26 protein-coding genes and 1 pseudogene are annotated in these 26,429 nt (G+C 71.4%); 10 read left to right on the forward strand and 17 right to left on the reverse strand.

Features of this window, described 5'->3' with window-relative positions; genetic code table 11:
* Positions 1 to 2: 2 nt before the first annotated feature.
* The gene (locus tag NQU54_RS13020) at positions 3 to 833 is read left to right on the forward strand and encodes an alpha/beta fold hydrolase (protein WP_257631193.1); all 831 of its coding nucleotides are present in this window, start codon (positions 3 to 5) and stop codon (positions 831 to 833) included.
* A gap of 13 nt (positions 834 to 846) precedes the next feature.
* On the opposite strand, the gene NQU54_RS13025 is transcribed toward NQU54_RS13020, so the two are convergent.
* The 4 genes from NQU54_RS13025 to NQU54_RS13040 form a co-directional block, all read right to left on the reverse strand.
* Positions 847 to 1,857 (reverse strand): Lrp/AsnC family transcriptional regulator, encoded by a 1,011-nt coding sequence (locus tag NQU54_RS13025; protein WP_257631194.1) that lies wholly within the window; start codon positions 1,855 to 1,857, stop codon positions 847 to 849.
* Between the two features lie 71 nt (positions 1,858 to 1,928).
* Positions 1,929 to 2,225, reverse strand: a complete 297-nt coding sequence (locus NQU54_RS13030; protein WP_257631195.1) for a hypothetical protein — start codon at positions 2,223 to 2,225, stop codon at positions 1,929 to 1,931.
* Between the two features lie 220 nt (positions 2,226 to 2,445).
* On the reverse strand, positions 2,446 to 3,147 hold the full coding sequence (locus NQU54_RS13035; RefSeq protein ID WP_257631196.1) for an SDR family NAD(P)-dependent oxidoreductase: 702 nt from the start codon (positions 3,145 to 3,147) through the stop codon (positions 2,446 to 2,448).
* A gap of 200 nt (positions 3,148 to 3,347) precedes the next feature.
* Complete coding sequence (locus NQU54_RS13040) at positions 3,348 to 3,647, reverse strand: hypothetical protein (protein WP_257631197.1); 300 nt, start codon at positions 3,645 to 3,647, stop codon at positions 3,348 to 3,350.
* 295 nt (positions 3,648 to 3,942) lie between these two features.
* Here NQU54_RS13040 and NQU54_RS13045 point away from each other — a divergent pair, with 295 nt between their 5' ends.
* Entirely contained in the window at positions 3,943 to 4,668 is a 726-nt protein-coding gene (locus tag NQU54_RS13045; RefSeq protein WP_257631198.1) for a helix-turn-helix domain-containing protein, read from the forward strand.
* Between the two features lie 11 nt (positions 4,669 to 4,679).
* Positions 4,680 to 5,480 (forward strand): helix-turn-helix domain-containing protein, encoded by an 801-nt coding sequence (locus NQU54_RS13050; RefSeq protein ID WP_257631199.1) that lies wholly within the window; start codon positions 4,680 to 4,682, stop codon positions 5,478 to 5,480.
* Here the strand turns inward: NQU54_RS13050 and NQU54_RS13055 are convergent.
* From NQU54_RS13055 to NQU54_RS13065, 3 genes and pseudogenes are all read right to left on the reverse strand, one after another.
* Positions 5,449 to 5,670, reverse strand: a pseudogene (locus NQU54_RS13055) (amidinotransferase); the annotation flags it as partial. The gene NQU54_RS13050 and the pseudogene NQU54_RS13055 overlap by 32 nt on opposite strands.
* 169 nt (positions 5,671 to 5,839) lie before the next feature.
* Positions 5,840 to 6,424 carry a cupin gene (locus tag NQU54_RS13060; protein WP_257631200.1) on the reverse strand — a complete coding sequence of 195 codons (585 nt, stop codon included), beginning with the start codon at positions 6,422 to 6,424 and terminating at the stop codon, positions 5,840 to 5,842.
* 44 nt (positions 6,425 to 6,468) lie between these two features.
* Positions 6,469 to 7,191, reverse strand: a complete 723-nt coding sequence (locus NQU54_RS13065) for an SDR family oxidoreductase (RefSeq protein ID WP_257631201.1) — start codon at positions 7,189 to 7,191, stop codon at positions 6,469 to 6,471.
* Positions 7,192 to 7,561: 370 nt separating this feature from the next.
* Between NQU54_RS13065 and NQU54_RS13070 the strand changes: the two genes are divergently transcribed.
* Complete coding sequence (locus tag NQU54_RS13070) at positions 7,562 to 8,032, forward strand: transposase (protein WP_372505871.1); 471 nt, start codon at positions 7,562 to 7,564, stop codon at positions 8,030 to 8,032.
* On the opposite strand, the gene NQU54_RS13075 is transcribed toward NQU54_RS13070, so the two are convergent.
* The 9 genes from NQU54_RS13075 to NQU54_RS13115 form a co-directional block, all read right to left on the reverse strand.
* Positions 7,998 to 8,948 (reverse strand): hypothetical protein, encoded by a 951-nt coding sequence (locus NQU54_RS13075; RefSeq protein ID WP_257631203.1) that lies wholly within the window; start codon positions 8,946 to 8,948, stop codon positions 7,998 to 8,000. The two genes, NQU54_RS13070 and NQU54_RS13075, sit on opposite strands and share 35 nt — an antisense overlap.
* Positions 8,949 to 9,031: 83 nt before the next feature.
* The gene (locus NQU54_RS13080) at positions 9,032 to 9,742 is read right to left on the reverse strand and encodes an SDR family oxidoreductase (protein WP_257631204.1); all 711 of its coding nucleotides are present in this window, start codon (positions 9,740 to 9,742) and stop codon (positions 9,032 to 9,034) included.
* Positions 9,743 to 9,751: 9 nt separating this feature from the next.
* Positions 9,752 to 10,522 carry an SDR family oxidoreductase gene (locus NQU54_RS13085; RefSeq protein ID WP_257631205.1) on the reverse strand — a complete coding sequence of 257 codons (771 nt, stop codon included), beginning with the start codon at positions 10,520 to 10,522 and terminating at the stop codon, positions 9,752 to 9,754.
* A gap of 46 nt (positions 10,523 to 10,568) precedes the next feature.
* Positions 10,569 to 11,321 carry an HAD family hydrolase gene (locus tag NQU54_RS13090; protein WP_257631206.1) on the reverse strand — a complete coding sequence of 251 codons (753 nt, stop codon included), beginning with the start codon at positions 11,319 to 11,321 and terminating at the stop codon, positions 10,569 to 10,571.
* Positions 11,308 to 12,342, reverse strand: coding sequence for a hydroxymethylglutaryl-CoA lyase-like TIM-barrel protein (locus NQU54_RS13095; RefSeq protein ID WP_257631207.1), 1,035 nt, complete (start codon positions 12,340 to 12,342; stop codon positions 11,308 to 11,310). Before NQU54_RS13095 ends, NQU54_RS13090 begins: the two co-directional genes overlap by 14 nt.
* Positions 12,339 to 12,728, reverse strand: coding sequence for an L-rhamnose mutarotase (locus NQU54_RS13100; RefSeq protein WP_046089762.1), 390 nt, complete (start codon positions 12,726 to 12,728; stop codon positions 12,339 to 12,341). Before NQU54_RS13100 ends, NQU54_RS13095 begins: the two co-directional genes overlap by 4 nt.
* The gene (locus NQU54_RS13105; RefSeq protein ID WP_069871871.1) at positions 12,725 to 13,663 is read right to left on the reverse strand and encodes a dihydrodipicolinate synthase family protein; all 939 of its coding nucleotides are present in this window, start codon (positions 13,661 to 13,663) and stop codon (positions 12,725 to 12,727) included. The genes NQU54_RS13100 and NQU54_RS13105 overlap by 4 nt, the downstream gene beginning before the upstream one ends.
* Before the next feature lie 49 nt (positions 13,664 to 13,712).
* Positions 13,713 to 14,795, reverse strand: a complete 1,083-nt coding sequence (locus NQU54_RS13110) for an NAD(P)/FAD-dependent oxidoreductase (protein WP_257631208.1) — start codon at positions 14,793 to 14,795, stop codon at positions 13,713 to 13,715.
* Positions 14,788 to 16,119, reverse strand: coding sequence for a lysine N(6)-hydroxylase/L-ornithine N(5)-oxygenase family protein (locus NQU54_RS13115; protein ID WP_257631209.1), 1,332 nt, complete (start codon positions 16,117 to 16,119; stop codon positions 14,788 to 14,790). Before NQU54_RS13115 ends, NQU54_RS13110 begins: the two co-directional genes overlap by 8 nt.
* 324 nt (positions 16,120 to 16,443) lie before the next feature.
* Between NQU54_RS13115 and NQU54_RS13120 the strand changes: the two genes are divergently transcribed.
* The 6 genes from NQU54_RS13120 to NQU54_RS13145 all read left to right on the forward strand — a co-directional run bounded on the left by NQU54_RS13120 (position 16,444) and on the right by NQU54_RS13145 (position 25,155).
* Complete coding sequence (locus NQU54_RS13120) at positions 16,444 to 16,821, forward strand: cupin domain-containing protein (RefSeq protein ID WP_069871866.1); 378 nt, start codon at positions 16,444 to 16,446, stop codon at positions 16,819 to 16,821.
* Positions 16,818 to 18,407 (forward strand): methionine--tRNA ligase, encoded by a 1,590-nt coding sequence (locus NQU54_RS13125; RefSeq protein ID WP_257631210.1) that lies wholly within the window; start codon positions 16,818 to 16,820, stop codon positions 18,405 to 18,407. The genes NQU54_RS13120 and NQU54_RS13125 overlap by 4 nt, the downstream gene beginning before the upstream one ends.
* A 4-nt stretch (positions 18,408 to 18,411) precedes the next feature.
* Complete coding sequence (locus NQU54_RS13130; protein ID WP_257631211.1) at positions 18,412 to 20,400, forward strand: FAD-dependent oxidoreductase; 1,989 nt, start codon at positions 18,412 to 18,414, stop codon at positions 20,398 to 20,400.
* Positions 20,401 to 20,504: 104 nt separating this feature from the next.
* Positions 20,505 to 21,101, forward strand: a complete 597-nt coding sequence (locus NQU54_RS13135) for a pyridoxamine 5'-phosphate oxidase family protein (RefSeq protein WP_257631290.1) — start codon at positions 20,505 to 20,507, stop codon at positions 21,099 to 21,101.
* A gap of 55 nt (positions 21,102 to 21,156) precedes the next feature.
* The gene (asnB, locus tag NQU54_RS13140; protein ID WP_257631212.1) at positions 21,157 to 23,001 is read left to right on the forward strand and encodes an asparagine synthase (glutamine-hydrolyzing); all 1,845 of its coding nucleotides are present in this window, start codon (positions 21,157 to 21,159) and stop codon (positions 22,999 to 23,001) included.
* Between the two features lie 72 nt (positions 23,002 to 23,073).
* Entirely contained in the window at positions 23,074 to 25,155 is a 2,082-nt protein-coding gene (locus NQU54_RS13145; protein WP_257631213.1) for an AfsR/SARP family transcriptional regulator, read from the forward strand.
* On the opposite strand, the gene NQU54_RS13150 is transcribed toward NQU54_RS13145, so the two are convergent.
* Entirely contained in the window at positions 25,079 to 26,428 is a 1,350-nt protein-coding gene (locus NQU54_RS13150; protein WP_257631214.1) for a condensation domain-containing protein, read from the reverse strand. The genes NQU54_RS13145 and NQU54_RS13150 overlap by 77 nt on opposite strands.
* Position 26,429 lies beyond the last annotated feature (1 nt).

Consider the following 26,429-nt stretch of genomic DNA (forward strand, 5'->3'; position numbering starts at 1 on the left):
TGATGAGACTCGACCTGCCCGACGCCTCCCTTGTCTACGAGGACTGCGGCGACACCGGCGGGGGCGAGCCGCTGGTGTTCCTGCATGGTTCGCTGTGCGCCGACTGGCTGACGCCCATGGCCCGCGAGCTGACGGGCTTCCGATGCGTCGTCATCCACCGGGCCGGCTACGGCCGCAGTGAGGACCGCACGAGCGGTGGCGCCGGCGTGCCCGCACAGGCCGCCCACTGCGCCGCGGTGCTGGAGCGGTGCGGGATACCGCGCGTCCACCTGGTGGGGCACTCCGCCGGGGCGGACGTCGCACTCCACCTGGCCCATGACCGGCCGGAACTGGTCGCCTCGCTGGTCCTCCTGGAACCCGCGCTGCCCCGGGCGGCGGGCGAGCCCGCGAGCGCGGCGATGCCGAACGCGATCGCCGCGGCTCGGGCCGGGGCGTGGGAAGCGGCGTTCGACGCCTTCCTCACCTGGGTGTGCGGGCCGGGCGTACGCGGCCTGCTCGCCGACCGGCTCGGCCAGGAAGGGCTCACAGCGGCTGTCGGCACCAGCCGCCACTTCTTCACCCGGGAGTCCACCGCCTTCGCCGACTGGGATTTCGGCGCGCCGCAGTTCAGCGCCGTGCGGGCGCCCGTGCTGCTCGTCGTCGGCGGCGGAGGAGACCGGCTCGGCACACCCCACCGGGCGCGGGCGGCGTCCATCGCGGCCCACCTCCCGCACGCCGAGACCGTGGTCGTCGACGGCCTCACCCACGCCATGCCGCTGGAGGACCCTGTACGGATGGCGGCCGTCGTCCGCGGGTTCGTCGCCCGTCATCCGCTGACCGGCTCGGCCGGCTGAGGCCAGGTCGCCGTCACCGCTCTCGGGCGCCGCGCGGAGACCTGGCGCGCGGCGCCGACGGACGGGGAAAGAGGACCACGGCGCCCTTCACCGGGCGCAGGGCCGGCACCGTTTCGACGTCCCGCACGCCGGGCAGCGCTCCCACCACCGACGTCAGGAACCGCCACAACGCAGGCGTGTCCCGCGTCGAGACACTCGCGAACAGGTTGCCGGACCCGGTGACCCCCGCCGCGAACGCCACCTCAGGACGCGCGGCGAGAGCGGCGCCCGCCGCGGGCAGCGCGTCGATCCCGACGGTGAGCCACAGCAAGGTGCGCACCGGCACGTCGAAAGCGGTGAGCCCGACATCGACGTCGAAGTGCAGCACCCCGCCGGCCCGCAGCTCGCGCAGTCTGCGGCGCACCGTGCCCGCCGACTCCCCCGTGGCGGCCGTCAACTCGTCGAGCGGGGCCCGCCCATCCGCCCGCAGCACCTCCAGCATGCGGCGGCTGATCCGATCCATCCGCGGCGGCGGCCCGACCCCGGCCGGGACGTGCCGCGCAAGGCTGGCGGTCTGGCTCTCCGTGAGCGGCCCCCGCTTGGTGAACGGCTGGCCGGCACCGCCGTAGAAGACGTGCAGCACCTCGTGCGCCCGCACATCGAGGATGTGACGGGTACGCGGCAGCGCCTCGAAGAGCAGCGACTCGACACCGTCGCCGCCGGCCGACGCGACGATCTCCGTCCCGCCCGAGCACAGGCTGATCCAGCTGGTGTCGGCGCGCCTGGCCAGCGCTTCGGCGACCTCCGTCGCGGCCTCGGGGGCCGCCCGCACACGCAGAACCCACTGGCGCTCGCACAGCACCACCGGATCGGCCAGGGCGAGCACACGCAGACCGAGGACGTCCGACAGCCGCCCGAACCGCCGCGCCACGGTCTGATCGGACACCCCGAGCACCTCGCCGATGCGCCGGAACGGGGCACGCCCGTCGATCTGTAGGGCGTGGATCACCGCCTGGTCGAGCTCGTCCACACCGTCCCGTGTCACACCGGCAACACTAGCCCGCAACTCGTCATCGACTTCCCACGGCTTCGGCCGCGCCACTCCACACCTCCGGATCAACAGTCGTCGACGCTGAGGGCCGGGACGGGGTCCGGCTTCGGGTCGGGTAATGCGCGGATCAGTCGAAGCAGAGTGTCTTTGCAGGTCGTGATGGACATGCGTGCGGACAGGCGGGTTCCCGGACGGCCGCCCAGGAACAGCGCCACGTCGGTGAGCAGGGTGGTAGGGAACTGTGTCCGGCGGATGTGGCGGCGGGTCAGACCCGGTACCTGCTCGGCGAACGTCCGATGGGTGCGGGAGGCGTTCTCGCAGACGAGGCGCCGTACCCGCAGCTTCCGTTCCTCTGCCGACACGCTGTCCGGCGCCGGGGTGTTTCTACCCGGATGAGGAGCGAGGGGCGGCTCCGCTCCCGCCGGTGCGGTGACTCCCCTGCGCCCCGGCGGAATGTGGACAGCGCTCGATTCGGACGGCTGACGCAGTCTTGCGCACTTTGCCCATGGCACTGCGGCTGCGCCCGACTCATCCTGTCGGCTGCGCAGAGAGGGAGGCACCTCGACGGTTCGGTCCGGTTCTCTACCAGGGGACCGTTTCGCCGTGGAGGTCCAAGAACTGCAGGCCGGGGGCGCCGGCCTGTGCTTCGAGGACGTCAACGACGGCTGGGATGCTCTCCTGGGGAATGAGCGGTGCGCCAGGGCCGCCGAGCTGAGTCTGATTGTGGCCGGGGTCGATGAGCAGCTTGGTCTGTCCGTCGCCGGCATGGCGGGTGGCGTAACTGCGCATCAGCTGGTTGAGGGCTGCCTTGCTGGCCTTGTAGAGCTCATAGCCGCCCTCGGTATTCCGCGAGATGCTGCCCTGGTCGGAGGACATGACCGCGACGGTTCCGCCCGGTACGACGAGTCCGCGGAGGGTTTCCAGGGCGCGTAGCGGGCTCAATGCGTTGGTGATCATCACCTCGGTGAACATGTCGGTCGAGACTTCGTGGATCGGCAGATTTCCTCGGTCGATCGCGGCGTTGACGAAGAGCAGGTCGAGTCGGCAGTGGTTGGCTTCCAGACGCTTACGCAGTGCGGCCAGCTGTGCGGGGCTCGTCATCTCCAGGGATTCGACCGTCAGTTGGCCGTTCCAGGCGTCGGCGTGCGCTCGCAGTTCGCCGCCGCTCTGGCGCGTCGTGGCGCTGACCAGCCAGCCGCGCCGGACGAGCTCGTCGGCAAGGACGAGTCCCAACCCTCGTGAGGCTCCGATGACGAGGGCCGTGCGGTGGGGGATGGCGGACATACTCACTCCTCTGCGGCGGGTGCGATTTAGATTAGACGCAACGTTGCGTCTATACAATGTCGCAGAGACTGCCGGCGGATAGAGTGTTCGGCGTGCCCGCAGCCAGCCCCCGGCCCCACAGGCGCGCTCCGGCAGTCGGCGTAACGAGGTCGCACGTCTCGCTGGGCTCCATGCCGCAGACGATCTACCGCTGGTGACCCTCAAGGCCGGGATCCCCCCGACACACTCATCGAAGACAGCGACGAACGCCTTCCCGTGCCGACAGGCAAGCCCACGCGGTACTGGTCGCGGTACTGGCTGATGTCGGTGCCCCCGATGGCGTCCATCAGAGCCATGGCTTCTTCGACCTCGGAGTTGGAGAAGCTGACGGCCTTGGGCGTGATGCCTTCGGCGGAGCGGACCTCGTGCCCACCCTGCCCGCCGTACCACGAACTGCCCGCCGTGCCACGGATGAACGCCATCGCCGCACTCACAGGCTTCGCTTTCTTGAATTTGCCCACCTCACTCGGTGACCCATTCCACGACGCTCTGCATATAGAAAGCGTGAAATTCGAACAGATCGCCTCACGTACACGGCGCGCCACCGGCCTACCGGAATGAGGCATTCGACCATCAATTAACGACAAAGAGTAATGGACATTACCCCTTAAGTCGGACAAAACGACACGCTCCGCACTCGGAAATCCCTTGCTAGGACTGTCTCGATTGGGTAACTTTCCAACCAGGGAGAACCTGGGGGTAGTCATCAATCGGGATCAGCCTGAAACAGACAGTACACAATTTACTCACGACCCCGTGGAACACGCACTGCTGCAAGCGAGGAATCTCATCGATTCCGCCGTTCTTGAATTTCGTTCTCTTCCCGCGCCGCGTTTCGTGAAATTGTCCGCCGACAAGCGGCAGGAGGCGCCCGGTGCCACCCTGACGGACCTGGTGGCCCAGGCCCGGCGCACCGTGCTGATCTCGCTGTCCGGTCGGAGCGGGCAGCTGGCGGCCGTACGCACCATGCTGAGCGACCTCAGGGCCCGGACCCAGGCCGGTCCGGGCCGGATTACCGTCCGCGTGCTCGGGTCCGCCTCGGCACTGCGGGAGCTGCCGGCCTGGGCGGGGGCTGCCGACCTGGCGGAACTGCGGGTGACCGGCCGCCCGCTCGCCGAGACCCTGGTGGTGGACGTCGCGGAGGCGCTGCTCCGTGCGCCGGGCGACAGCACGGGGGGCCTGCTCGTTCGCGACCGGGCCGTGGTCCGCGTACTGACCTCGCTGTTCATGGGGGCCTGGGAAGCCTCGCTGCATTGGCCGGACTATCTGCTGCTGGACGCCTATCTCGCCACCGACACCGCACGCGGGGTTCTGGCCCGGCTGTATGCCGGCTCCACCGACGCGGTCGCGGCCCGTGAACTGGGCCTGTCCCTGCGCACGTACCGCCGACACGTCGCCAGAATCCTGGAGTCTCTGGAAGTCAGTTCCCGTTTTTCCGGTGGCACCCGAGCAGCCGAATTACAGCTGTTTGACACGCTCTGAAGGGAATAAACGTGTTGCCGACCACGAAAATTCTGGAGCAGGATCTGCTCAAGGTCCGGGGTCTGGTGGAATCATTGGCCGCACAATGGCGTAGCCAGACGACGAACGATTCACTCGTCACCCAGCTCTCCGTAAGCCGAGAAACCCTGGGAGAAGCGGCCGAAAACTTCATGTCCCAGGCTTCGGAATCCCTCTGTCTGATAATCGACGAACGCTCCGAGACGACCACCGCCGTCGTTGCCGCCCTTCGCCGGATCGCCCCGACGCTGGCCTCGGACGTCACCGTACGGGCGCTCGTCCCACCGGCCAGCCGGACCCGGTGCGCGCTCGACGCAGTGTTTCCGGAAGAGGCCGAGGTGCGGCTCGCGGCGCTCCCGGGGCTCACCGCGGTCGTCTCCGACACGGAGTCGACACTGGTGTCGAACACCCCGGGCGACCCGGCACTCATACGCAGTACGTCCGTGGCGACGAACCTGCGCGCGCTCTTCGACACCATCTGGCCGACCGCACCGGTACTGGACCCGCGTCTGCGCTTAAGGGAACTTGCCCAGGCCGAAGAATTACGCCGTGTCCTCGGCTGTCTCCAGGAGGGGCTCATCGATGACGTCGCGGCCCGCAAGCTCTCCATGTCCGTGCGCACCTACCGGCGCCACGTCGCCGACATCATGGCACTGCTGCGCACCAACTCCCGGTTCCAGGCCGGCGCCCGGGCGATCGAGACGGGCCTGCTGCCACGACGGTCGACGCGCGTGGCGGATGGGCCCGTTCCGGCAGACATCGTCAACCGCGTATCCCCAGCGTGCAGCACTTGACGCTGCCGCCGCCCTTGAGCAGCTCGGACGGGTCGAGGCCGATGTCCTCGGGCCCGACCAACATGGCGTCCGGGTACAGCCGGCGCAGCGCCTCCCGGCTGCCCGGACCGAACGCCTCGGGGTTGTACATGATCTCGTCGCCGCCCAGCACGGCCAGCGCGGTGTTGTAGCGCGGGTCGGTCAGCTCCAGCGGGTCGATCAGGTCGACGGTGTGGCCGAGTTCGCGGTACAGGGCCTACAGCCGCTCCCACGGGCGACGGCCAGATTCGGGGTGAGCAGGGCTGACCCGGGGTGCGCGGCACGGTGGTGCCGGGCACCCCGGCGCCGGCGGGAAGGGGGCTGGAGGCGGCGCCCGCGGGTCAGCGAGCCGTGGCCAGCAGCTCCTCCATGTGCGGGAACCGGGACGCGATCGGGTCGCCGGTGAAGGCCTCGTCCCAGTCGGTCTCGGCGACGTAGATGTGCAGGGCGGCGAAGTCGGGCGTCTCTCCCATGTCGAACCAGTGCCGTACGCCAGCGGGCGTGCACACCAGGTCGCCCGGCTCGGAGATCAACACGTGGACGGTCTCGTCGTCGGCCAGCCGCAGATAGAAGCCGCACCGGCCCTGGGCGAAGAACCAGACCTCGTCCGAGCGGTGGGTGTGCTCGTTGAAGTAGCGGTCACGGGAGACGCGGGCCTCGGTGGCCCACCGCGGGTCGGAGTCGTCCGGTGCCATCCGGACCACCTCGACATGTCCCAGGCCGGTCTCGGCGGAGAATCGGTCCGCCTCCCTCCGGTACAGGCCGAGCACGTCGTCGTCGCCGAAGCCCGCCGCCAGGTCCTTGAGGGCCCACCGCTCGAACCGGGCGCCGTGCACTCCGAGTTCGGCCGCGATGCGGTCGGGGTCCTGGGTGGTGAGCAGCGGCTTCGCCTCGCCCGTGGCGGGCAGAACCTGGAGCAGTGTCATGGCAGTCGCCTTTCGAGGATGCGGACGTACGGCACGGCGCCCGGTCAGTGGCCGGGCTCGAAGTGCAGCTGGCTGAGGAAGCAGTCCCGGGGCTGGTTGACGGCGAAGGTGACGCATTCCGCGAGGGACTGCGCGGTCAGAGTGTCCTTCGGGGTGCGCGAGGCGCCCTCCCAGGCGGGCGACAGCGGGTCGATGTTGTCGAAGTCCGGCGGGAACAGGGAGATGACGCGGATGCCCTCCGCGCGCAGCCGCTTGGACAGGATGCCGGTGAACGCGGCCTGTCCGCCCTTGGCCGCGTAGAACGCCTCGTGGCCCGCGCAGCCGGTGTAGTTCGGCGTCGCGGCTGCCGACACCAGGGTGACGATGTCGGGCCGCTGCGAGGCGCGCAGTAGCGGCAGGAAGTGCTTGACCATCAGGACGGTGCCTCCGGCGGACGCGGTGGTGGCGAGGATGTCGGCATCGTCCGCGGCGGTCAGGTCCTCGCTCTCCAGCCAGTTGGCCCCGTTGTTCAGGAGCACGTCGACGGCACCGGCCTTCTCCCGGACGCCGTCCGCGAAGGCGGGTACGGACTCCGGATCGGTGATATCGCAGGCGAAGGCGTGCACCCGGTCGCTGCCGAGGTCACGGATCTCCTGCTCGGTGCGGCGGGCGCCCTCCAGGCTGCGCGCCGAGAGGAACACCTCGGCGCCCTGCCGGGCGAAGACGATGGCCAGGGTGCGCCCGAAGTCCCGGGCGGCACCGGTGATGACGACGCGGAGGTTCTCCATTGCAGTGGTGCCTCATCAGTTCGGGGAGTCGGCCATCCGGCAGACTCCGGGTGGTAGCCGTCCGGCAGGTGAGCACTCGTGGTTCCTGGACGTTGAGTCCTGACGAAAGACCGTGCCCCTGCCTGTTGGCCCGGAGAGTTGATCGCTGATGGGATGTCGTGCCCGCCGCTGAGTGGCGGCGTGAGCACTGCTTGATCAGGTCGCAGATGGTTCTCCGGCAGGCCGCTGAAGGTGATCGGCATCGAGAGCGGAGGGACCGTTGCGACTGTTCGTGGGGGACGACTGGGCTGAGGACCATCACGACATCGAGGTGATGGACGGCGCCGGTCGTCGGCCGGCCAAAGCCCGGCTGCCCGAGGGGATGCCGGTCATGACCCGGTTGCCTGCGATCGTGGGCGAGCCGATCGGCGACGACCCCGCCCGCCATGCCTCGGCCAAGGCCCGCAAGATCTACGCCGGCACTTCCCCGATCACCCGCGCCTCCGGCAAGAAGAAGGCCACCCTGACCCGCTGTGTCCTCAACGACCGGCTCATCGACGCCCTGCTCACCCGGGCGTTCAGCACCCTGCGCGTCTCGCCCAACGCCCACGCCTACCACCAGCGGCAACGAGCCCGGGGCGGCAGCCACAACGCCGCCCTGCGCCAGCTCGCCAACCGGCTTGTCGGCAGCCGCGTTCGCGGAACGGGAGGCCGGCCGGCGCCCGAAGGAGTGGGCGTCGACGATGGCGACCCCGCGGCGTGCCGGCATCTGGGTTCTCCAGTCGATTGCTCGGAGGGGCATGCTCGTCGACCGAGGAGGTGGGAGGTCACCGGCCGAGGGGCTGCCGGGCGTCGGCGGTGATGGCGAAGACGCCCTCCCGATTGCGCTGTTGGCAGAACTCGACGTCGGCGAGCAGGATTTCCTCGTCCTGGTTCCTCAACAGGATGGCGCCCGCGCCGCCTTCTCCGGTGGTCGGGGTGATCGTCTCGCCCGGAGTCGGCAGGAAGATGTCACCGGCGTAGGAGCGCAACGCCCGGATCTCGTCCAGCCCTTCGACGCGGACCAGCCGTCCGCCTTCGCGAGCGACGAAGGCGTAGTCGGCGACGAAGCCCGGCTCGGCCGGACGTCCGGCCAGTGCCCGGGAGCCGCCGGCGAGCGCGGCCGCCTGGTCGGGCAGGCCGAGCAGGGAGCAGAGGTGCGGCAGGGGGTGGCCCGCGGCCCGGGCCGCGAACTTGACCACTTTCACGGTCCCGCCGGCGCCCGTGACCGCCTCGAACGTGACGGGTCCCGAGACCAGGCCGACGCCCTTCACCACGGGCGACAGCCGGTGCGCCAGTTCGCGCTCCCGCGGCGAGCCGGGCGCGAGGTTCACCACGCTGGTGAGCAGTGACCTGGGGCCTTCCTCCAGCGAGAAGCACCGCCAGACGTCGGTGAGGTGGAGCACGCCGTCGAGGACGACACCGTTGACGAAGCACGGGGTGCCGGGCACATGGTCGTGGGCGACGATCCGGCCGCCCCGGTCCCACAGCCGCCGGATCTCGGGTTCCGGCGGCGCGGCTCCGGGCCGGACCAGCACGGCGGAGCCGGTGTCGTCGGAGACCTCCGGCCGCAGGACGACCGTACGGTCCCGGCGGGCCGCCAGGTGGGCGGTCAGCTCCGCCGGGCCGGCGAGGACGTGCAGGTCGAAGGCGAGATCCGGGTCGGCGGCCGCGACGGCCTCGTGCTGACGTATCTTGCTGGACCACGGGTCGGCCACCACGGTGCCGGCTTCGGACACGGTCGTCTCCTTCGGGTTGGTCCGGTGGGTGCGTTCGGGTTGGTCCGGTGGGTGCGGATCGCCTGCCGAGCCCGCGACCGGGCTTACGGCCCGGGAACCGTCAGAGAAGCCCCGTTGGGCTCCTTCGGTACCTGGTGCAGCAGATAGTCGGCCGCCACCTGTGCCCAGGCTTCGGGGCCCGGGTACTCGGTGTGCTCGTCCGGCAGACAGGTGGCGAGCATGGCGGTGTCCACGCCGCCGCCCGGGTCGACGGCGACGGCGGTGACGCCCGGCAGCAGTTCCTCGGCCTCCTTGGCGATGGCCCGGGTGAAGCCCTCGACGGCGAACTTGCTCGCGGTGTAGGCGGCCAGCCTGCCGCGCGGGTTGCGGCCCCAGCCCGAGGAGACGGCGACGAAGGTACCGCCGGTCGCCATCCGCGGCAGGAAGGAGCGGGCCAGGGTGTAGACGCCGACGACGTTGACGTCGACGGTTGTGCGGAAGTCCGCCGGGCTGGTCTCCCACACCGGGGCCTGGGGGCTGATGTACCCGGCGTTGGCGACGACCAGGGCGGGCGCGCCGAGCCGCCGTACGGTCTCCCCCGCCCACCGCTCCACGGCGTCGGCGTCGGTGACGTCGGTGACGGTGATCAGGTGGCCCTCGCCGAGGTCGGCGCGGAGCCTGTCCAGGGCCTCGCGGTCGCGGCCGCAGCCGGCGACGCGGTGGCCCAGTGCGGCGAAGCGCCGGGCCAGGGCGGCGCCGAGGCCCCGGCTCACGCCGGAGATGACGACGGACGTGCTGGTGCTGACGGAATCCATGGTGCTCTTTCAGGTGGTCTGTTCGAAGTGGAACGCCTTGATGAAGCAGTCCCGTGGCTGGTCGATCGCGAACATGACGCACTCCACGAGGGAGTGGGCGGTGAGCTCGCAGCCCGGCCCGCGGGGCGTCGTGTCCCAGTCCGGGCCCAGCGGATCCGGGTTGCTGAAGTCGGGCGGGTACAGCGAGATGACGCGCACGCCGTGCGGGCGCAGTTGGGGGGAGAGCAGGTCGGCGAGGCCGGCCTGCCCGTGCTTGGCCGCGTAGAACGCGGCGTGGGCCCGGGTACGGTGGTTGCCGGTGAGCCCGGCCGACGAGATCAGGTTGACCACGTCGGGCCGGTCGGACTTCAGCAGCAGCGGCAGCAGGTGCTTGGTGACGAGGACGGTGCCGGTCACGGTCGAGGCGACGGTGGCGGCGATGTCCTCGTCGGCGGCGGAGGCGAGGTCCTCGCCGGACAGCCAGCGGGCCCCGTTGTTGACCAGCACGTCGACGTGGTCGGTCACCGTGGCGATCTCGTCGGCGAAGGCGCGTACCGACGCCGGGTCCGCCAGGTCGCAGCGCAGGGCGTGGACCCTGTCGGACCCGAGGCCGCGGATCTCGTCGGCCACGTGCTCGGCCGCCGCCAGGTCCCGGGCGGAGAGCAGGACTTCGTCGCCCCGGCGGGCGAAGAAGAGGGCGAGCGTCCGGCCGAAGTCCCGGCCGGCTCCGGTGATGACCACGCGTCGGCCGCGGGACTCACGGCGGGCGGGGGCGGCCTCGTTGCCGTTCTGAGGTGTCACTGTGGGGTTTCCCGTGTTCGCGGTCTCAGGGTGTGCGGGGCTCAGGTCAGTGCCCCGGAGGACCCTCGTACGCTCCGGTGCCGATCAGCAAGCCGCCGGGGTCCAATCCGGCCGCGACGAGGGAGCTTTGGCCGTCCGCCCCGTCGAGCACCTGGGCGGGCGGGAAGAATCCGTGCCCGGTGACGAGCACGAAGCCCATGCCGACCGCCTGGGCGGCGAGGAGGTCCTGCCGCGAGTCGCCGAGCAGGACCGCCTCGCCAGGGTCGGCGCCCACGGCGGCGAGCGCCGTGGACAGCCGCCGCGCCTTGGGTTCCTCGCCGCCGAGCACGGCCCGGAACTCGCCGGCCAGCCCGTGTCCGTCCAGGACCCGTTCCGCCTCGGCGGTCAGGGTGCCGGTGGCCACGTACAGTGGCAGGCCGCGCTCGGACAGGCCGCGGACCAGCCGGTCGGCGTCGGGGCACAGCGGCGCCTTGGGGTAGCGCTCGGCGAGCAGCTCGGCATAACGGCCCGCGCAGCGCTGGTAGAACGTCTCGAATCCCTCCCCCGTGGCCTGTTCTCCGCCCAGGTGGTCCTGGTGGAAGGCGAGGAAGTGCTCACGGCGGGAGCGGCCGAAGGTCCGGCGGAACTCGTGGACGCAGGGGTCCACGAGTTCCGGTCCGACCTCCGCCAGCGCCTCGCGCACGCACTCCACCTTCAGCTCATTGGAGTCCACGAGCACCCCGTCGAGGTCGAACACGACAAGGCGGTGAGCGGCCAGCGTCCGATCGAGGCGCTCCCCGGCGCGGTCAGACAGCGGCATGGCGGAGTGCGCCCTCCAGCGACGCCGCGGAGAACGACGTCTTGCGGTTCCGGGCGAGGAAGTCCAGGGCGCGCAGTTTGACCTCGACGTCCCGCTCCAGGCCCTCCTCCAGACGCTGGACGTAGGTCGGGTGGATCCGGCGCATGCCCGCGATGGCGTAGAGGGCGCTGGCGCCCCAGCGGTACTTGTGCATGAGCGGTTCGAAGCGGCGGGCCACCAGGTCCAGCATCGGCTGGAGCGCCCGCTGGTCCGTGCCGAGCGCCGCCAGGAGCTGTTCGGTCCTGGTGTTGCCGGCGCCCCGGCCCATGCCGAGGACGGTGGCGTCCAGCCAGGTGGCGCCCGCCTGGGCGGCGGCAAGGGTGTTGTGCAGCGCGAAGCCCTGGTTGTCGTGGCCGTGCAGGCCCACGGGGGCGGCCTGGCCGGCCCTGAACTCCTCGACCAGTTCGGCGATCCGGGGGGCGTGCAGGGAACCCAGGGAGTCGGCGACGTACAGCGACTCCAGCGGGCCCAGGCCGGCCACCAGGCGGACCAGGCCGGCCACTTCGGCGGGGGTCGCCAGGTCCACCTGCATCAGGTTCAGGCAGACCCCGAAGCCGGCCTCGCGCAGGGAGTCGACGGCTTCGGCGACACCGGCCGCCACGCTGTGGTGGACGGCCACGCGGACCAGGTCGACCGGCAGCGGCCCGTCGGCCAGCAGCCTGCGCAGCCGCGGGCCGGCCTCGGCCGCCGGGACCTCGGCCAGCGCGGGCGCGTCCACCATGACGGCGAAGCGCAGCCGGTGGCCGTCGGGCAGGGCGTCGCGCAGCGCGGGCGTGACACCCGACGGGAACCTGCCGTACGGGCCGCGGTCGCTCGGGGTGAACTGGGTGTAGCCGAGTTCGACCACGTCCACGCCGGTCGCCACGCAGGCCTTGAGGTACTCCTCGACGAGGGTGTCCTCGAACTCCCAGTTCGTGTAGTAACCGCCGTCCCGCAGCGTGCAGTCCAGGACGGTGACGTCCTGACGGGCCACCGCGCTCACTTGTCCTCCAGGTCCGGAAGGGTGTTGGTGAAGTCGACGTGGTGGACGCGGCGCATCGGCGCCCAGTTGAGGCGGCCGTCGTTGCCCGGGTGCCGGACCAGGAGGCTGCCCTCGCCGTCGTGCATCATGTCGTCCCACTCCTGGACCCGGGGGTGCAGGTCGTTGGCGCGGAGGAAGTCGTGCACGGGCTCGAAGTGGTCCTCGGCCTCGACGTACATGAAGAGCGTGAGCGGGTCGATGTAGAAGATCTGTAGCTTGCGGACGCCGATGGTCTCCAGGGCGCCACCCGGTCCGACGACCTCGGGCCACACCTCCCGGTGGAGCTCGATGTACTTCTCCGCAGCGGCCTCGTCCCGGAGGCGGATGGTGAAGGCGTGGTTCTTCATCGAGCGAGCTCCTTCGCAAGGGTGAGCAGGTGCCGGTACGTGTGGTGGACCTCGGTCCAGGACTCGTCGTCGAGGACGTGGCGGCTCGGACCGCGGACATGGGTGGTCTTGATCAGGCCACGTTCTTTCAGGAAGCGCTTGGCGATCGACAGGTAGTAGTCGGTGCTGTTCATCATGTGGCACATGAGGTACGACAGCGGGTAGCCGATCCGTTCGGCCTTCTCCCGCTCACCGGCCTCCAGCAGCCGCCACAGGGTCACCACGATCTCGGCGATCTCGGTGGCGGGGATCGTTCCGGCCAGGCCCCGGCGGTGACAGTCGAGGAGCATCATGCCGCCGTCGCCCTCGAAGATGCGGGCCCGTCCGCCGCTGGCGTCGCGCAGCTCGCTGACCCTGGGCGGCGAGGGCTGGGCCTCGGGCTTGAACAGCACCCGGTCGGGGCCGTACCGCTCCAGCATCCGGACCTGGGCGGCGATGGTCAGGGGCTGCTTGGCCAGGCTCTTGGCGTGATGGATGATCACGGGGATCCGGACCGACTCCACGACCCGGGTGAAGTACTCCACCATCCCGTTCTCGTCCAGCGGGATCGTGGCCGGGTGCATGACGAGCAGGGCGTCCACCCCGACGGACTCGGCGTGCCGGCTGTACTCGATGGCGGCCTCGGGTGTCTCGGCACCGGTGCTCATCACGGACACACCGCGTCCGACGGCGGCCTTCGCGCTCAGCTCGGCGACGCGCAGCCGCTCGGTGTGTGTCAGCCGCAGCACCTCGGAGACCTGGCCGACCACGAACCCGTCGCAGCCGACGTCGAACATGTGCTCCGTCTGGGCGAGGAAGTCCTCCTCGTCGAGGGCGCCGTCGTCGGTGAACGGCATGATGACGACCGGCAGAACCCCCTTGATCTCGCTGGTCCCGTCGGGCCGTTGCAGACTCATGGGTTCTCTCCGTTCATGTCGCGCCGCCTCCGCGGCCCCGTCCGGCCGGTCATGCCAGACCGGCCAGCCTTGCGATCTCGGCGGCCGCCCAGGGCGCCATCTTGAATCCGCCCCCGTTGAAGCCGGTGGCCAGCAGCAGCGCGGGGGCGTCCGGATGCGCCGTGACACGGGCGCGGCCGCCCGGGGCCCAGCACTCCGCGGCGCGCAGCCCGCCGAGGTGGCGGCTGCCGGGCAGCCATGCCCAGCGCCGGGCGCCCGCCGCGGCGGCCAGCCGGGACTGGGCCGCGTCCATCTGCTCCCGGCCGGGCGGCGGGGGCAGCCGGTGGTACGTGGGGTGTCCGACGTAGACCCCGCCGGAGTCCGGGTCGGGTCGGCCGTTGATGTCGAACTCGTCGTCGGTGTAGGCGGGTTGGCCGGACACCGGCGCCTCGGGCTGGAACAGCTCGACCTGGACGGCCTGGGCCCACAGGTCGTGTGCCAGTCCCCAGGAGGTCAGCAGGTGCGCGGTGGCGGCGCCGGTGGCCAGGACCACCCGGTCGGCACGGACCGCTCCGGCGCTCGTACGCACCCCGGTGATCCGGCCGTCGCCCGCGCGCATGAGGCTGTGCACGGCGACCCCTTCGAGGACCGTGCCGCCCCGGCGCCGGCCGGCGCGCAGGAAGCCGTGGGTCACCTCGGCCGGGTCCAGCCAGCCGGACTCCGGCTCCCACACCGCCCCGCGGCCGGCCGGCCCGGCCAGCAAGTGGCCGAAGTGCTTGGTCACCTCCTCGGCCTCCAGCCAGGTCACGGGCGACTGAGCGCCGAGCCGGGCCGCCTCCGCGCGTGCGCCCGCCGCGCGGTCCGGGGCCGGCAGGTACAGGAACCCGCTGGTGTGGAAGGCCGCCGGTTCCCCGGTGTGTTCGGCGAAGTCCCGGAAGTACCGCCAGCCGGCCGCCGCCCGGTCGGAGAGGACCGGATCGTCGTGGTGGCAGCGGACGATGGCGCCGCTCCAGGCCGTCGTGCCCAGCCCGGCGCGGTCCCGCTCGACCAGGGTCACGCGGGCGCCGCGGGAGGCCAGTTCGTGGAAGACGGCCGTACCGACCACTCCGGCGCCGACCACGGCCACATCCGTCCGGTGGACAGGGTCAGTCATGCGCCGCACCTTCCAGGGCGAGCGGTTCGTCGTCGCCGTGCATCGCCGCCTCCCGGTGCTCCAGCACGGAGCGGAGGATCTCGCCGGAGCGGACCGCGACCATCGACAGCAGCGAGGACGTGATGCCGTGCGTGTGCTCGGTGCCGCCCTGGATGTAGATCCCGGCGTTCTCCAGGCCGTCCACGGTCAGCCGGTAGTCGCGGCCGACGCGCAGCCGTCCGGCGGCGTCCCGGGCGCAGTACGGGGCCAGGGAGCCGAGCAGCGGCAGCGGGTCCTGCTCGTCGTAGCCGGTGGCGAAGACGGCCGCGTCGGCTGCGACCTCCTGCTCCGTGCCGGTGGCCTGCGAGCGGACGCGGACCGTGACGCCGGAGCCCTCGTCCCGTATGTCGGTGACCTCGCTGACGCCCTGTATGTGCAGCCGGGAGCGGCCGCGCACCTTCTCCTGGTACGCCCGCCGGTACAGCTCCTCGATCAGATCGAGGTCCACCACCGCGTAGTTGGTGTTGCGGTGGTAGGTCATCAACCGGTTCTTGGCGGCCTCGTCGGCGTCGTAGTAGACGTCGACGGCCTCGGGGTCGAAGACCCGGTTGGCGTACGGGCTGTCGTCGGCCGGGCTGTAGCCGTAGCGGGCGAAGACCGCCTCCACGTCGGCCTGCGGATAGGTGCGGTGCAGGTACTCGGCCGCCTCGGCGGCGCTCTGTCCGGCGCCGACCACCACGAACCGGCGGACGTCCGCGGTCCGCCCGGCGAGCCGGGTCAGCAGCTCGCTGCTGTGCCAGACGTTCGCGCCGGCCTTCACCCCGTCGGGCATCCGGGGCTGTAGGCCACAGGCGACGACCACATTGCGCGCACGGTGCACGGTGCTGCCGCCGGGGCCGGGGACGACCACTTCGAGCAGGTCGCCGGCCGCGCGGACCTCGGTCACCTCGCTGGAGTAGGACACCAGGTGGTCGACCCCGGCCGCCGCCCACTCGAGGTAGTCGTGGAACTCCTCGCGAGTGGGGTAAAGGATCTTGTGGTTGATGAAGTCCACCAGCCTGCCGCGTGCGTGCAGGTAGGGGACGAACCCGAAGCGGCTGGTCGGGTTGCGCAGGGTGGCCAGATCCTTCAGGAACGACACCTGCATGGTGGCGCCGTCGATGAGCATCCCCCGGTGCCAGCCGAAGCTGGGCTGCCGCTCCAGGAAGAGTGCGGTGACCGCCTGGTCGCGTCGAGCGCTCCCATTGTGTTCCTCAAGGGCGATGGCCAAGGCCAGATTGGCCGGCCCGAAACCGATTCCCACAACGTCGTGAACCGGCGAGAAATTGTCGTGCGGATTCCCCATCAGGACATTTCCCTTCCCGTCGGACCGTTGGTTCGATATGCCATTGCCCGAGGCGAGTCAGAAAGCTATCCCGGATCCCGGCCGAGTAGCCGACAGGTAGCGGAGCGTGGCAGTGAGCTGCCATCCGGCACGTGCCCCACCCTGCCAAATGGTTCAATATAACCACCTATTACACCCTTTGGTCGGTGACACCCTCCTGTAAGGTCGCCCGACTCCGCTGGCTCAACGCCGAGGTCGGCACGCACAGTCGACCGGGACGGAAAAAGGCATGCAATTGCCCCTGCCCCACCAGCCGAGCGCTCCTTTACGGGATATGGATAATGCATGATCACCAAATTTCGGATACATGAAGGCGCCGCTGTCAGCGAGTTCGGCATGGCGTGCCAGCGGATCATTCCCTGGCAAGCACAGGAGGGCCAGGAGGAACCGCCTTTCGGCGGCATGGCCTGCTTCTTACCGGCCGGCGCCTCCTCGGACCCCGACTGCCACGACCAGGACGAGGTCATGGTGATCCTCTCCGGTTCCGGCAGCCTCGACCTCGCCGGCGAAAAGGCCGGGTTCACCACCGGAGACGTGGTCGTCCTGCCCCGCAACCAGGAGCACGTCGTGCACAATCCGGGGTCCGGGACCCTGACCTGGCTCTCGGTCTACTGGCCGCTGCACGAGCCGAAGCGGACCGAGGGTGCGGAGGGGACCGCGTGAGCGCTCCGGTCTGGATCACCGCCACCCCGCCCACCCCCAACGGCGACCTTCACATCGGTCACATCGCCGGACCCTACGTCGCCGGCGACGTACTGCGCCGCTTCCTCACCGCCGACGGGACCGAGGTCCGCTACACCACCGGCCTGGACGACCACCAGAGCTATGTCCCGGTGCGCGGTCTGAAGGACGGCGGGCGCACCGGCGAGGAGATCGCCGACGGCTACGGCGCGTCCATCGCCCGGGTCTGGCAGCGGGCCGAGGTCGGTTTCGACCGCGTGGTGCGTCCGCGCGAGGAGGACGGCTACCTCGCCTACGTCCAGGACTTCCTGCGCCGCCTCCACGACGCCGGGCACGTCGTCGCCCGTACCCGGCCGCTGCCGTACTGCGCCCCGTGCGAGCGCTGGCTGTACGAGGCGTACCTGACGGGCAAGTGCCCGCACTGCGGCTCCTCGTCCAACGGCAACGCCTGCGAGCCGTGCGGCCGGCCCAACGACTGCGCCGATCTGGGAGAGCCGCGGTGCACCATCTGCGACACCCCGGCCGAGATCCGCGACGCCGCCCGGCTGTACTTCCCGCTGGCACCGCTCGCCGACCGGCTGGAGGCGTTCTGGGCAGAGGTCGACATGCCGCCGCATCTGCGGGCCCTGTGCGACCGGATGCTTGCCCACGGGCTGCCGGAGATCGCGGTGAGCCACCCCGGCGAGTGGGGCGTGCCGGTGACCGTGCCCGGCTTCGAGGACCAGCGGGCCTATGTGTGGTTCGAGATGGCGCCTGGCTATCTGTGGGAGCTGCCCGAGCAGGAGCGGGAGAAGGGCGACTGGCCCGCCCCCGTGCAGTTCTTCGGCTTCGACAACGGCTACTTCCACGCGGTGCTGTTCCCCGCCCTGTACGCCGCCCTGTACCCCGGGGCCGCCCTGGCGCGGGCCTTCGTGGTCAACGAGTTCTACCAGCTGGACGGGGCGAAGTTCTCGACCAGCCGACGGCACGCCATCTGGGTCCACGAGGCGCTCGCCGAGGCCGGCTCCGACGTCCTGCGCCACCATGTGCTCGCCGACCGGCCCAACGGCCGCCAGACCAGCTTCACCCGCGCGGACCTGGAACGCACCCAGGCGCTGCTGACCGCCCAGTGGAACGGCTGGCTGGAGCGGCTCTTCGCGGCGGTCGCCCGCCACAGCGACGGCCGGGTCCCCGAGGAGAGGCCCGAGGGACCCGCCTGGCAGCGGCTGCGGGCCTGGCTGGAGCGCACCGTGGCGGAGCTGCGCGAGGCCTACGGCGTCGAGGGCTTCGACACACGCCGTGTCGTCGCCCTCCTCGACGAGATCGTCGCCGGCGCGAACGACTTCTGGTACGTCCACGAGCACGAGCGGGACCGGTCGCCCTCCGCGCACCGTGCCGCCCTGACCGCCCAACTGGCCGTCGCCGGCGCCCTGTCGGCGTGGGCCGCGCCCGTCATGCCGGCCGGTGCGGCACGGCTCGCCGCGCTGCTGGGCGAGGACGCGGACCGCGCGGTCGACGCGGACGCGCTGACCCCGCCCCCGCCGGGCCGGCCGCTGACAGTGCCCGACCGCCCGGTCTTCGGTGACTGAGGTCATGGCACGACAGGACGACACCGAGGTCCGTGTGGCCGTCGTCGGACCCTTCAGCGGTCCGCGGGCGGCCTGGGGCGAGCTGCTCACCCGGGCCGCCGCCGACCACGGCGATCCGGGCGTCGTCTGGGAGTTCCACGACGACCGGGGCGACGCCGACGCGGCCGAACGCGTCGCGCGTGCCCTGACGGCCGAGCCCGTCGTGCGAGCCGTCATCGGGCACTTCAACAGCCTGGGCGCCGCACGGGCCCTGCCGCACTACCGGCGGGCCGGTCTCCCGGTGCTGCTGCCGCTGGCCACCGACCCGGACCTGCTCGCCTCCGGCGGCGGCGGAGCGCTGCGCTGGTGCCCGCACGACCTGGGTCAGCCCGCCGCGATCCGCCGGGCCGCCCAGGACCTCGGCATCGGCACCCTGGCCGCCGTCGACGATGGCAGCCCCTACGGGCGCCGGCTCGCCGAACGGTTCGCCGCCCTGTCCCCGGACCCGGCCGCGACGGGCCAGGCTCTCGTCGTCTGCGGCACCCACCACGGCGCGGCGGACACGGCCCGGCGCCTGCGCGCGGACGGGCACGACGGACCGCTGTTCTTCACCGACGACTGCGCCGTGGCGGAATTCGCCGATCTGCTCGGCGACCCGGCGTCTTCCGCCCGGGTCGTACGGCTGCGCGGCGGCCCGCACCTCCAGGTCGAGGCGGCCTTCGCGGCGCTCGTGCGGGCCCTGCGCTCGGACCCGGCCGCCACGGGTGACCGGCTCCTCGCGGCCGTCCGCGCGGCCGCCCGCCTCTCCTTCGACGCGGACGGCGATCCCGTCGACGCGGACGACGACGCCGGCTGGGAGGTCGTCCCGGTCGCCCTGCTCTCGGCCCCGGCAGCACCACGCCCGACCGGAGCCCCGGTCACCGGGTACGACGTCGTGGTCGTCGGCGCCGGTGCGGTGGGCGCCGCCACCGCGGCGGAACTGGCCTCGGCGGGCTTCAGCGTGGCGGTCGCCGACCTCGGTCCCGACGCCGGGTCGGCCACCCGCGCCTCCGGGGGCCTGGTCCGGGCGTACGAACCGGAGCCCGTCGTACGCGCCCTGGCCGTGCGCAGCCACCAGTTGCTGTGGGGCGCCGCCTCCCCGCCCCGGTCGGCCGGGTTCCGCCGCACCGGTTCGGTGGTGCTGCTGGGCCCCGACGACGTCGCCGAGGCCGAACGCGGCATCGGCGAGTTGTCCGCGGCCGGGATCAAGGCGGAACTGCTCACGCCCCGCGAACTGAGCGTGCGCTGGCCCGACTTGACGGCGGACGGCGTGGCCGCCGCGGTGTGGGAGCCGGGCGGCGGCTACGCCGACCCGGGCGGCACCGCCGCGCTGTATCTCGCCCGGGCCCTGCGGCACGGGGCCGTCCTGCTGTCCCCGGGACCGGTGCACGCCCTGGAGCCGCACCGGCGCGGGGTGCGCGTGTGCACCCCGGCGGGCGAGCTGACCGCCCGCTGTGCCGTGGTGGCGGCGGGCGGCGGGACCCCGGCGCTGCTCGGCGACCGGCTGCCGCCCCGCCCCGGCGGCCCGGCCCCCCGCACCAAACGCATCCGGTACGCCTTCTTCCGCGGACCCGGTCGGCCACTGCCCGCGGTCAGCGACCTGACCTGCGGCATCTGGGGCCGCCCGCAGCTGGACGAGCCGTTCGCCGGCGGTCAGCTGACCGGCCGGCCGGTCGAGGAGTGGGACGTGTCGGCCGGCGCCGGCGACGCCCTCACCGACGAGCAGGTCGCCCATATCCGCGCCGGGGTCGTCCACCGCTGGCCCTGGGTCCCCCGAGCGCCGTACCTGGGCGGGCGGTTCGGGGCCGACCTGTACCATCCTGACGGGCCGTTCCTGGGCCTTCTTCCCGGTGAGCCCCCGGTCGTGGTGGCCGCGTGCTGGTCCGGAGCCGGTTTCAAGACGGCGCCGGGCGCCGCCGAAGAGGCGGCGGTCGCCGTGCGGTGTCTGCTGCGGTGGGAGGGCGCCACACCGTGACCGCTCCGCCCCCGGCACACAGCGAAGGTGACACCTTGAGCACTTCCCCGCACCAGCCCCTCGGCGCCGAACTCCCGGTCACGGACCGGACGCGTCTGCGCCGTATGAAGGAGAAGGGCCGCACCGCCCGCGCGGACCTGGACGCCGTCCTCGCCGCCGGGTTCGTCTGCCACCTCGGCGTCGTCGTCGACGGCGCCCCCGTGGTCGTACCCACCGTGTACGGCGCCGCCGAGGACACCCTCTACTTCCACGGCTCCGTCGCCGCGCGCAGCCTGACGTCGGCCCCGGGCCAGACCGTCTGCGTGACCGTCACCCACGTCGACGGGATCGTGCTGGCCCGCTCGCTCTTCGAGCACAGCGTCAACTACCGCAGCGCCATGATCTACGGCGTCCCACGCCCGGTCACCGACCCGGAGGAGACCCTGGCCGGGCTGCGCCTGATCACCGAGCAGGCCCAACCCGGCCAGTGGGACTACGCCCGCCGCCCCAGCCGCAAGGAACTGGCCGCGACGACGCTGCTGGCCCTGAGCCTGGAAGAGGCGTCGGTCAAGCTACGCACCGGACCGCCGGACGACGGCGACAGCCCCGACGCCGCGCTCGGCCTGTGGGCGGGCGTCGTCCCCGTGCGCCTCGTACGCGGCGCCCCGGTGCCCGACCCCGCGCTCGCACCGGACATCCCACTCCCCCACCACCTCGGCTGACGACCCCGCCCGGGGCCCGAGACGTAATACGACGTCACACAGAAAGGCGAACGCCATGTGCGGTCTGAGCGGTTGGGTCTCCTACGGACGGGACCTGCGAAGGGAGCGGGAGACGGTCGCCGCCATGACCGCGACCATGGCCTGCCGCGGCCCGGACGACTCCGGCCTGTGGGCCCGGCCGCACGTGGCACTCGGCCACCGCCGGCTCGCCGTCATCGACATCGAGGGCGGCCGCCAGCCGATGTCCTACGACACCGGCGGCGGCGAGGTGGCCCTCGCCTACACGGGCGAGATCTACAACTTCGTCGAGCTGCGCGACGAACTGCGCCACCGCGGCCACACCTTCCGCACCCGCAGCGACACCGAGGTCGTGCTGCACGCCTACCTGGAGTGGGGCGAGGCGCTGGCCGAGCGGCTGAACGGCATGTACGCCTTCGTCGTCTGGGACGGCCGCACCGAGCGGCTGCTGCTCGTCCGGGACCGCCTCGGCGTCAAACCGCTGTACTACTACCCGACCCAGGACGGAGTGCTCTTCGGCTCCGAGCCCAAGGCCATCCTCGCGAACCCCTGCGCGGAGAAGGCGGTCGACCTCGACGGGCTGCGGGAGGCGTTCGCCTGGATCCGCACCCCCGGGCACGCCGTGTGGCGCGGCATGCGGGAGATCCGGCCGGGCACCCTGGTCACCATCGACCGCGGCGGCGAACGCACCCACACCTACTGGAGGCTGGAGGCCACCGAGCACACCGACGACAGGGCCGCCTCCGTCGCCCGGGTGCGGGAGCTGCTCACCGACATCGTGCGCCGCCAGCTGGTCACCGACGTGCCGCGCTGCACCCTGCTCTCCGGCGGCCTCGACTCCAGCGCCATCACCGCGCTCGCCCAGCGGGAACTCGGCGACAGCGAGCAGATCCGCAGCTTCTCCGTCGACTTCGCCCGGCACGAGGAGAACTTCACCGCCGACCCCTTCCGGGCGGACGCCGACGCCCCGTTCGCCAAGGAGACCGCCGCGCACTGCGGCACCGCGCACGAGAACCTCGTGTTCGACGCCCAGAGCATGGCCGATCCGGCCGTACGGCGGGCCGTGGTGGCCGCGAAGGACCTGCCGACGGGGTTCGGCGACGCCGACAACTCCCTCTACCTGCTGTTCAAGGCGATCCGGGAACGTTCCACTGTCGCCCTGTCCGGAGAGTCCGCCGACGAGGTGTTCGGCGGCTACAAGTGGCTGCACCAGCCCGAGGCCCAGCGAGCCGACACCTTCCCCTGGGTCGACCACACGCATGTGACCAGCCCGCACACCGGCACCGGGGTGTACGACAAGGGCCTGCTGGCCGCCCTCGACCTGCCCGGCTACATCCGCCGGCGGTACGCGGAGGCGGTCGCGGAAGCCCCCCGGCTGGCCGGCGAGGACGCGTTCGAGGCGCGGATGCGGCTGGTGTGCTACCTGCACCTGACCCGGTACCTGCGCATCCTGCTGGACCGCAAGGACCGGCTCAGCATGGCCGTGGGTCTGGAGGTCCGGGTGCCGTTCTGCGACCACCGGCTGGTCGAGTACGTCTTCAACACGCCGTGGTCGATGAAGACCTTCGACGGCCGCGAGAAGAGCCTGCTGCGGGCGGCCTCCGCCGATCTGCTGCCGCGGTCGGTGGTGGAGCGCCGCAAGGCCCCCTACCCGTCCACCCGCGACCCGTTCTACACGGCCGCGCTCCAGCAGCACGCCAAGGAGGTGCTCGCCGACCGGGGTCACGCCGTGCACACGCTCACCGACCAGGCGTGGGTGCAGCAGACGGTGGCCCGGACCGCCGACGAGGTCGACGGCGCGACCCGCACCGGCCTGGAGCGCTGGCTCGACTTGGCGACCTGGCTGGAGATCCACGCCCCCCGGCTGGTCCTGTCGGACTGAGCCCACGCAGTCGGCCCGACACACCGATCGTCGCCGTCCGGGCCGGCGAGATCCGAGACAGGGAGGCGAACGATGAGTCAACCATCGATCAAGTTCCGCATTCTGGGGCCGGTCGAGTACCACGACGGCGACAACTGGGTCCCCATCAAGGCCGCCAAGCAGCGCGCGCTCATGGCACTACTGCTCCTCAACGCGAACCATCTGGTTCCCGCACAGCAGCTGCACTCGGAGCTGTGGAGCGACGGACCCTCCAGCCACGTGGGCCGCTTGCTGGCCGGCTGTGTGTGGCGGCTGCGCGCCGCCATCGGCGACCCCGCCGGGCAGACCCTTCTCACCCGGCCCGCCGGGTACCAACTGGCCGTGTCTCCCGGGAGCCTCGACCTCCACGAGTACGAGTCACTCGTCGCCGCCGGCCGCACGCAGCGCGCCTCGGGGAATCTGGTCGAGGCCATGAAGTCGTTCAGCGCCGCGCTGGAACTCTGGCGGGGCTCGCCCCTCGCCGACGTTGCCCTCACCTCCTCGATCATGGCCGAGTCCGCCCGTCTGGAGGAGTCCCGGCTGGCGGTGATGGAGGCGAACTTCGGCGTGCGGATCGCCTTGGGGCAACACGAGGACGTACTGCCCGAACTCAAACTCCTGGTCGCCCAGCATCCGTTGCGCGAACGGCTCCACGAGCACCTGATGATGGCGCTGTACGGGACCGGCCAACAGGCCGAGGCGCTGGGGGCGTACCGGGACCTCCACCACCTGCTCGCCGACGAGCTGGGGATCGATCCGAGCCGGCCACTGCGCGAGCTTCAGCAGCGCATCCTGGAAGAGGATCCGCGTCTGAACGACCGGGGCGCCCCGCATGGCGCGACGGCATCCGGTCCCAGGGAGCGTGCTGTGTCATCGGTGGCGGCACCGTGTCCGCTCCCGCACCAACCCTCGCTGTTCGTCGGCCGGACATCCGAACTGGCCACGACCGTCGCCTACTTGGCGGAAGGACGCCCGGCGGTCGCGATCCACGGGCTGGCGGGATCGGGCAAGAGTGCCTTGGCGATCGCGGCCGCGCATGCCGCGGCCGGTGACTTCCCCGGCGGGCAGGTCTATGTGGACATGCGGGGTACGACAGGCGACTCCGCCCTGCGGCCCGACCAGGCGATGCGGCTTGTGCTGCGTTCGTTCGGAACAGAGCAGGGCGGCGGTGGCGCGGCGGCAACGCATACGTGGGCCGGTCCGGCCGGGGGCAGGGCTTTGATCGTGCTCGACAACGTCCGCGACTCCGACCAGATCCAGGGATTCCGCTCCGCGCCGCCCGGCTGCTCGCTTCTCATCACGAGCCGCTCGCCCATAGGAGGCATGGACGGCCTCATGCATCTGCGTCTGGGACGGCTGACCGTGTCCGCATCGATCGACCTGCTCCGGCGGAGCGTTGGCGTAGCGCGCATCGACGCGGAACCCGCCCCCGCTTCCGCACTCGCCAGGTCCTGCGATTACCTGCCCTTCGCGCTCCGCCTCGCCGCCGACCGGCTCGCGACACGGCCCGACTGGTCGGTCGCGGATTTCGCACGGTATGTGGCCGAGCCGCACCAGCGGCTCGACTTCCTGGCCGGCGGCAACGTCAGCCTGCGCGACTCACTGCTGGCGAGTCTCCCCCTACTGTCCGATGAGTCAGGCGGGACGGCGGTGACAACGGTGACGGCACTGCGGAGACTGGGCTTCCTGGATCTGACCATTGTCACCGTCGAGGCACTGGCGGTGCTTCTCAGTACGACGGAGGGTGAGGCGCACAAGATCGCCGAGCGGCTTGTCGATGCCGGGCTCATCGAGTCGCTCGCGATCGACCGCTACCGCGTTCCGCAGAGTGTCCGGGCCCTGGCGCGAGAGATCACAGGTTCGGACCACGAGGCCACCGAGGCCGTACAACGCGTTGTCGACCACTACGCCATCGCCGCGCGGGAACAGCCGAGGCCGACTCTGGGAGCGTGGTACCGCCGAGAGCGGGAAACTCTCAACGCCCTGGTCACGTCCGACAGGACCGGGACCTTGATCGAATCTCTTGACAGAATGCGCTGCGTGTTGGGCGCGAGCGGATCTACCGTGCGGCGGGAACGGACCGGGTCAGCACCCGGACTCCGCCCACCGGGCGGTCCACGTCCGCCGCGGCCATGACCAGGACGTCATCCATGTCGCGCATCATCCGCACCACGGTCTCCTCCTCGTAGACCTCGGTGTTGTACTCGATCTCGGCGAGGGTCCCGTCGTCGCCGTCCCAGTAGGCGACGGTCATGTCGGCACGGGCGGCGCGGTTCGGACCCTGGAGCATGGTCAGGCCGATGTCGCCGAGCGTCAGGTTCCGGCCGATCGGCCCGAGGTAGTTGAGGGTCAGCTTGATGTTGGTCAGGCGTGACCGGGTCTCCTCCGGGAGGGCCGCGTGCACGACCGGGAAGGGCACGCCCTGGTGGGCCAGCAGGTTCCAGGTCGCGTCCCGTGCCGCCGTGGCCACCTCACGGATCGATGCCTGATCGTCGACCGTAGCGCGGACCAGGCAGGAGTTGCTGACGAATCCGACCAGTGCCTGCTCGCTGCGGGTGCTCCGGTTCATGGTGATGACCCCGACGGTCAGCTCGCGTTCCCCGCCCCGCGCCAGAACGATCTGCCAGGCGGCCAGCATCACGGAGAACGGAGTGGCACCGAGTTCCTGGGCCAGTGCCGCACGTCCCGAGTCGGCCTGCGCGGTGAACCGGTATTGCACGGTCCTGCCGGGATCGCCGACCGCCGTGGGCCGGCGGGGCTCGCGATCGTGGGCCACCGTGGTGAGGACGGCCCCGTCGAGTGCCGTACGCCAATGGTCGAGGCTTCGTCGCCATCGGCCCCGTTCTTCCTCCGAGCGCAGCTTCTCGGCGTAGCCGTGGAAAGTGACGGCGTCGCTGATGAAGACCGGCTTCTCGCCTCGGACCAAGCTCGCGTACGCGGCGGAGAGGTCGTTGAGCAGAACGGTCGTCCCCCAGCCGTCCACAATGATGTGATGGACCGTCAGGATCAGTTCTTCCCGCGCCCCGATCCTGACCAGGGCCAGCCGGGCCAAGGGGCCCGCGTCCAGGTGGAACTCCTGTGTGTGGAGTTCCACGGCGAGGCGCAGGAACTCCTGAGCGGCCTGACCAACGTCCGGTACGTCCGGTTCGATCAGCCGCGCGGTAACGTCCACGGCCGGTTGGATGACCATGTCCAACTCGCCGTCGTGCGCCACGAACCGGGCGCGCAGGCTGTCGTGGCGGTCCGTCACCGCCTGCCAGGCGGCGGCGAGGGCGTCGAAGTCTACGCGTCCGGCGCACCCCAGTCGCCAGGTGATGTGGTACACGGAACGGTCCCTGGCGCTCCGCAACGCATGCCAGCGGGCGGCCTGTTGGGCCGTCGCCGGGATGACCAGAGGTCTGGCGGTCACA

This window comes from Streptomyces malaysiensis subsp. samsunensis, from assembly GCF_024519315.1.
GTDB lineage: Bacteria > Actinomycetota > Actinomycetes > Streptomycetales > Streptomycetaceae > Streptomyces > Streptomyces malaysiensis.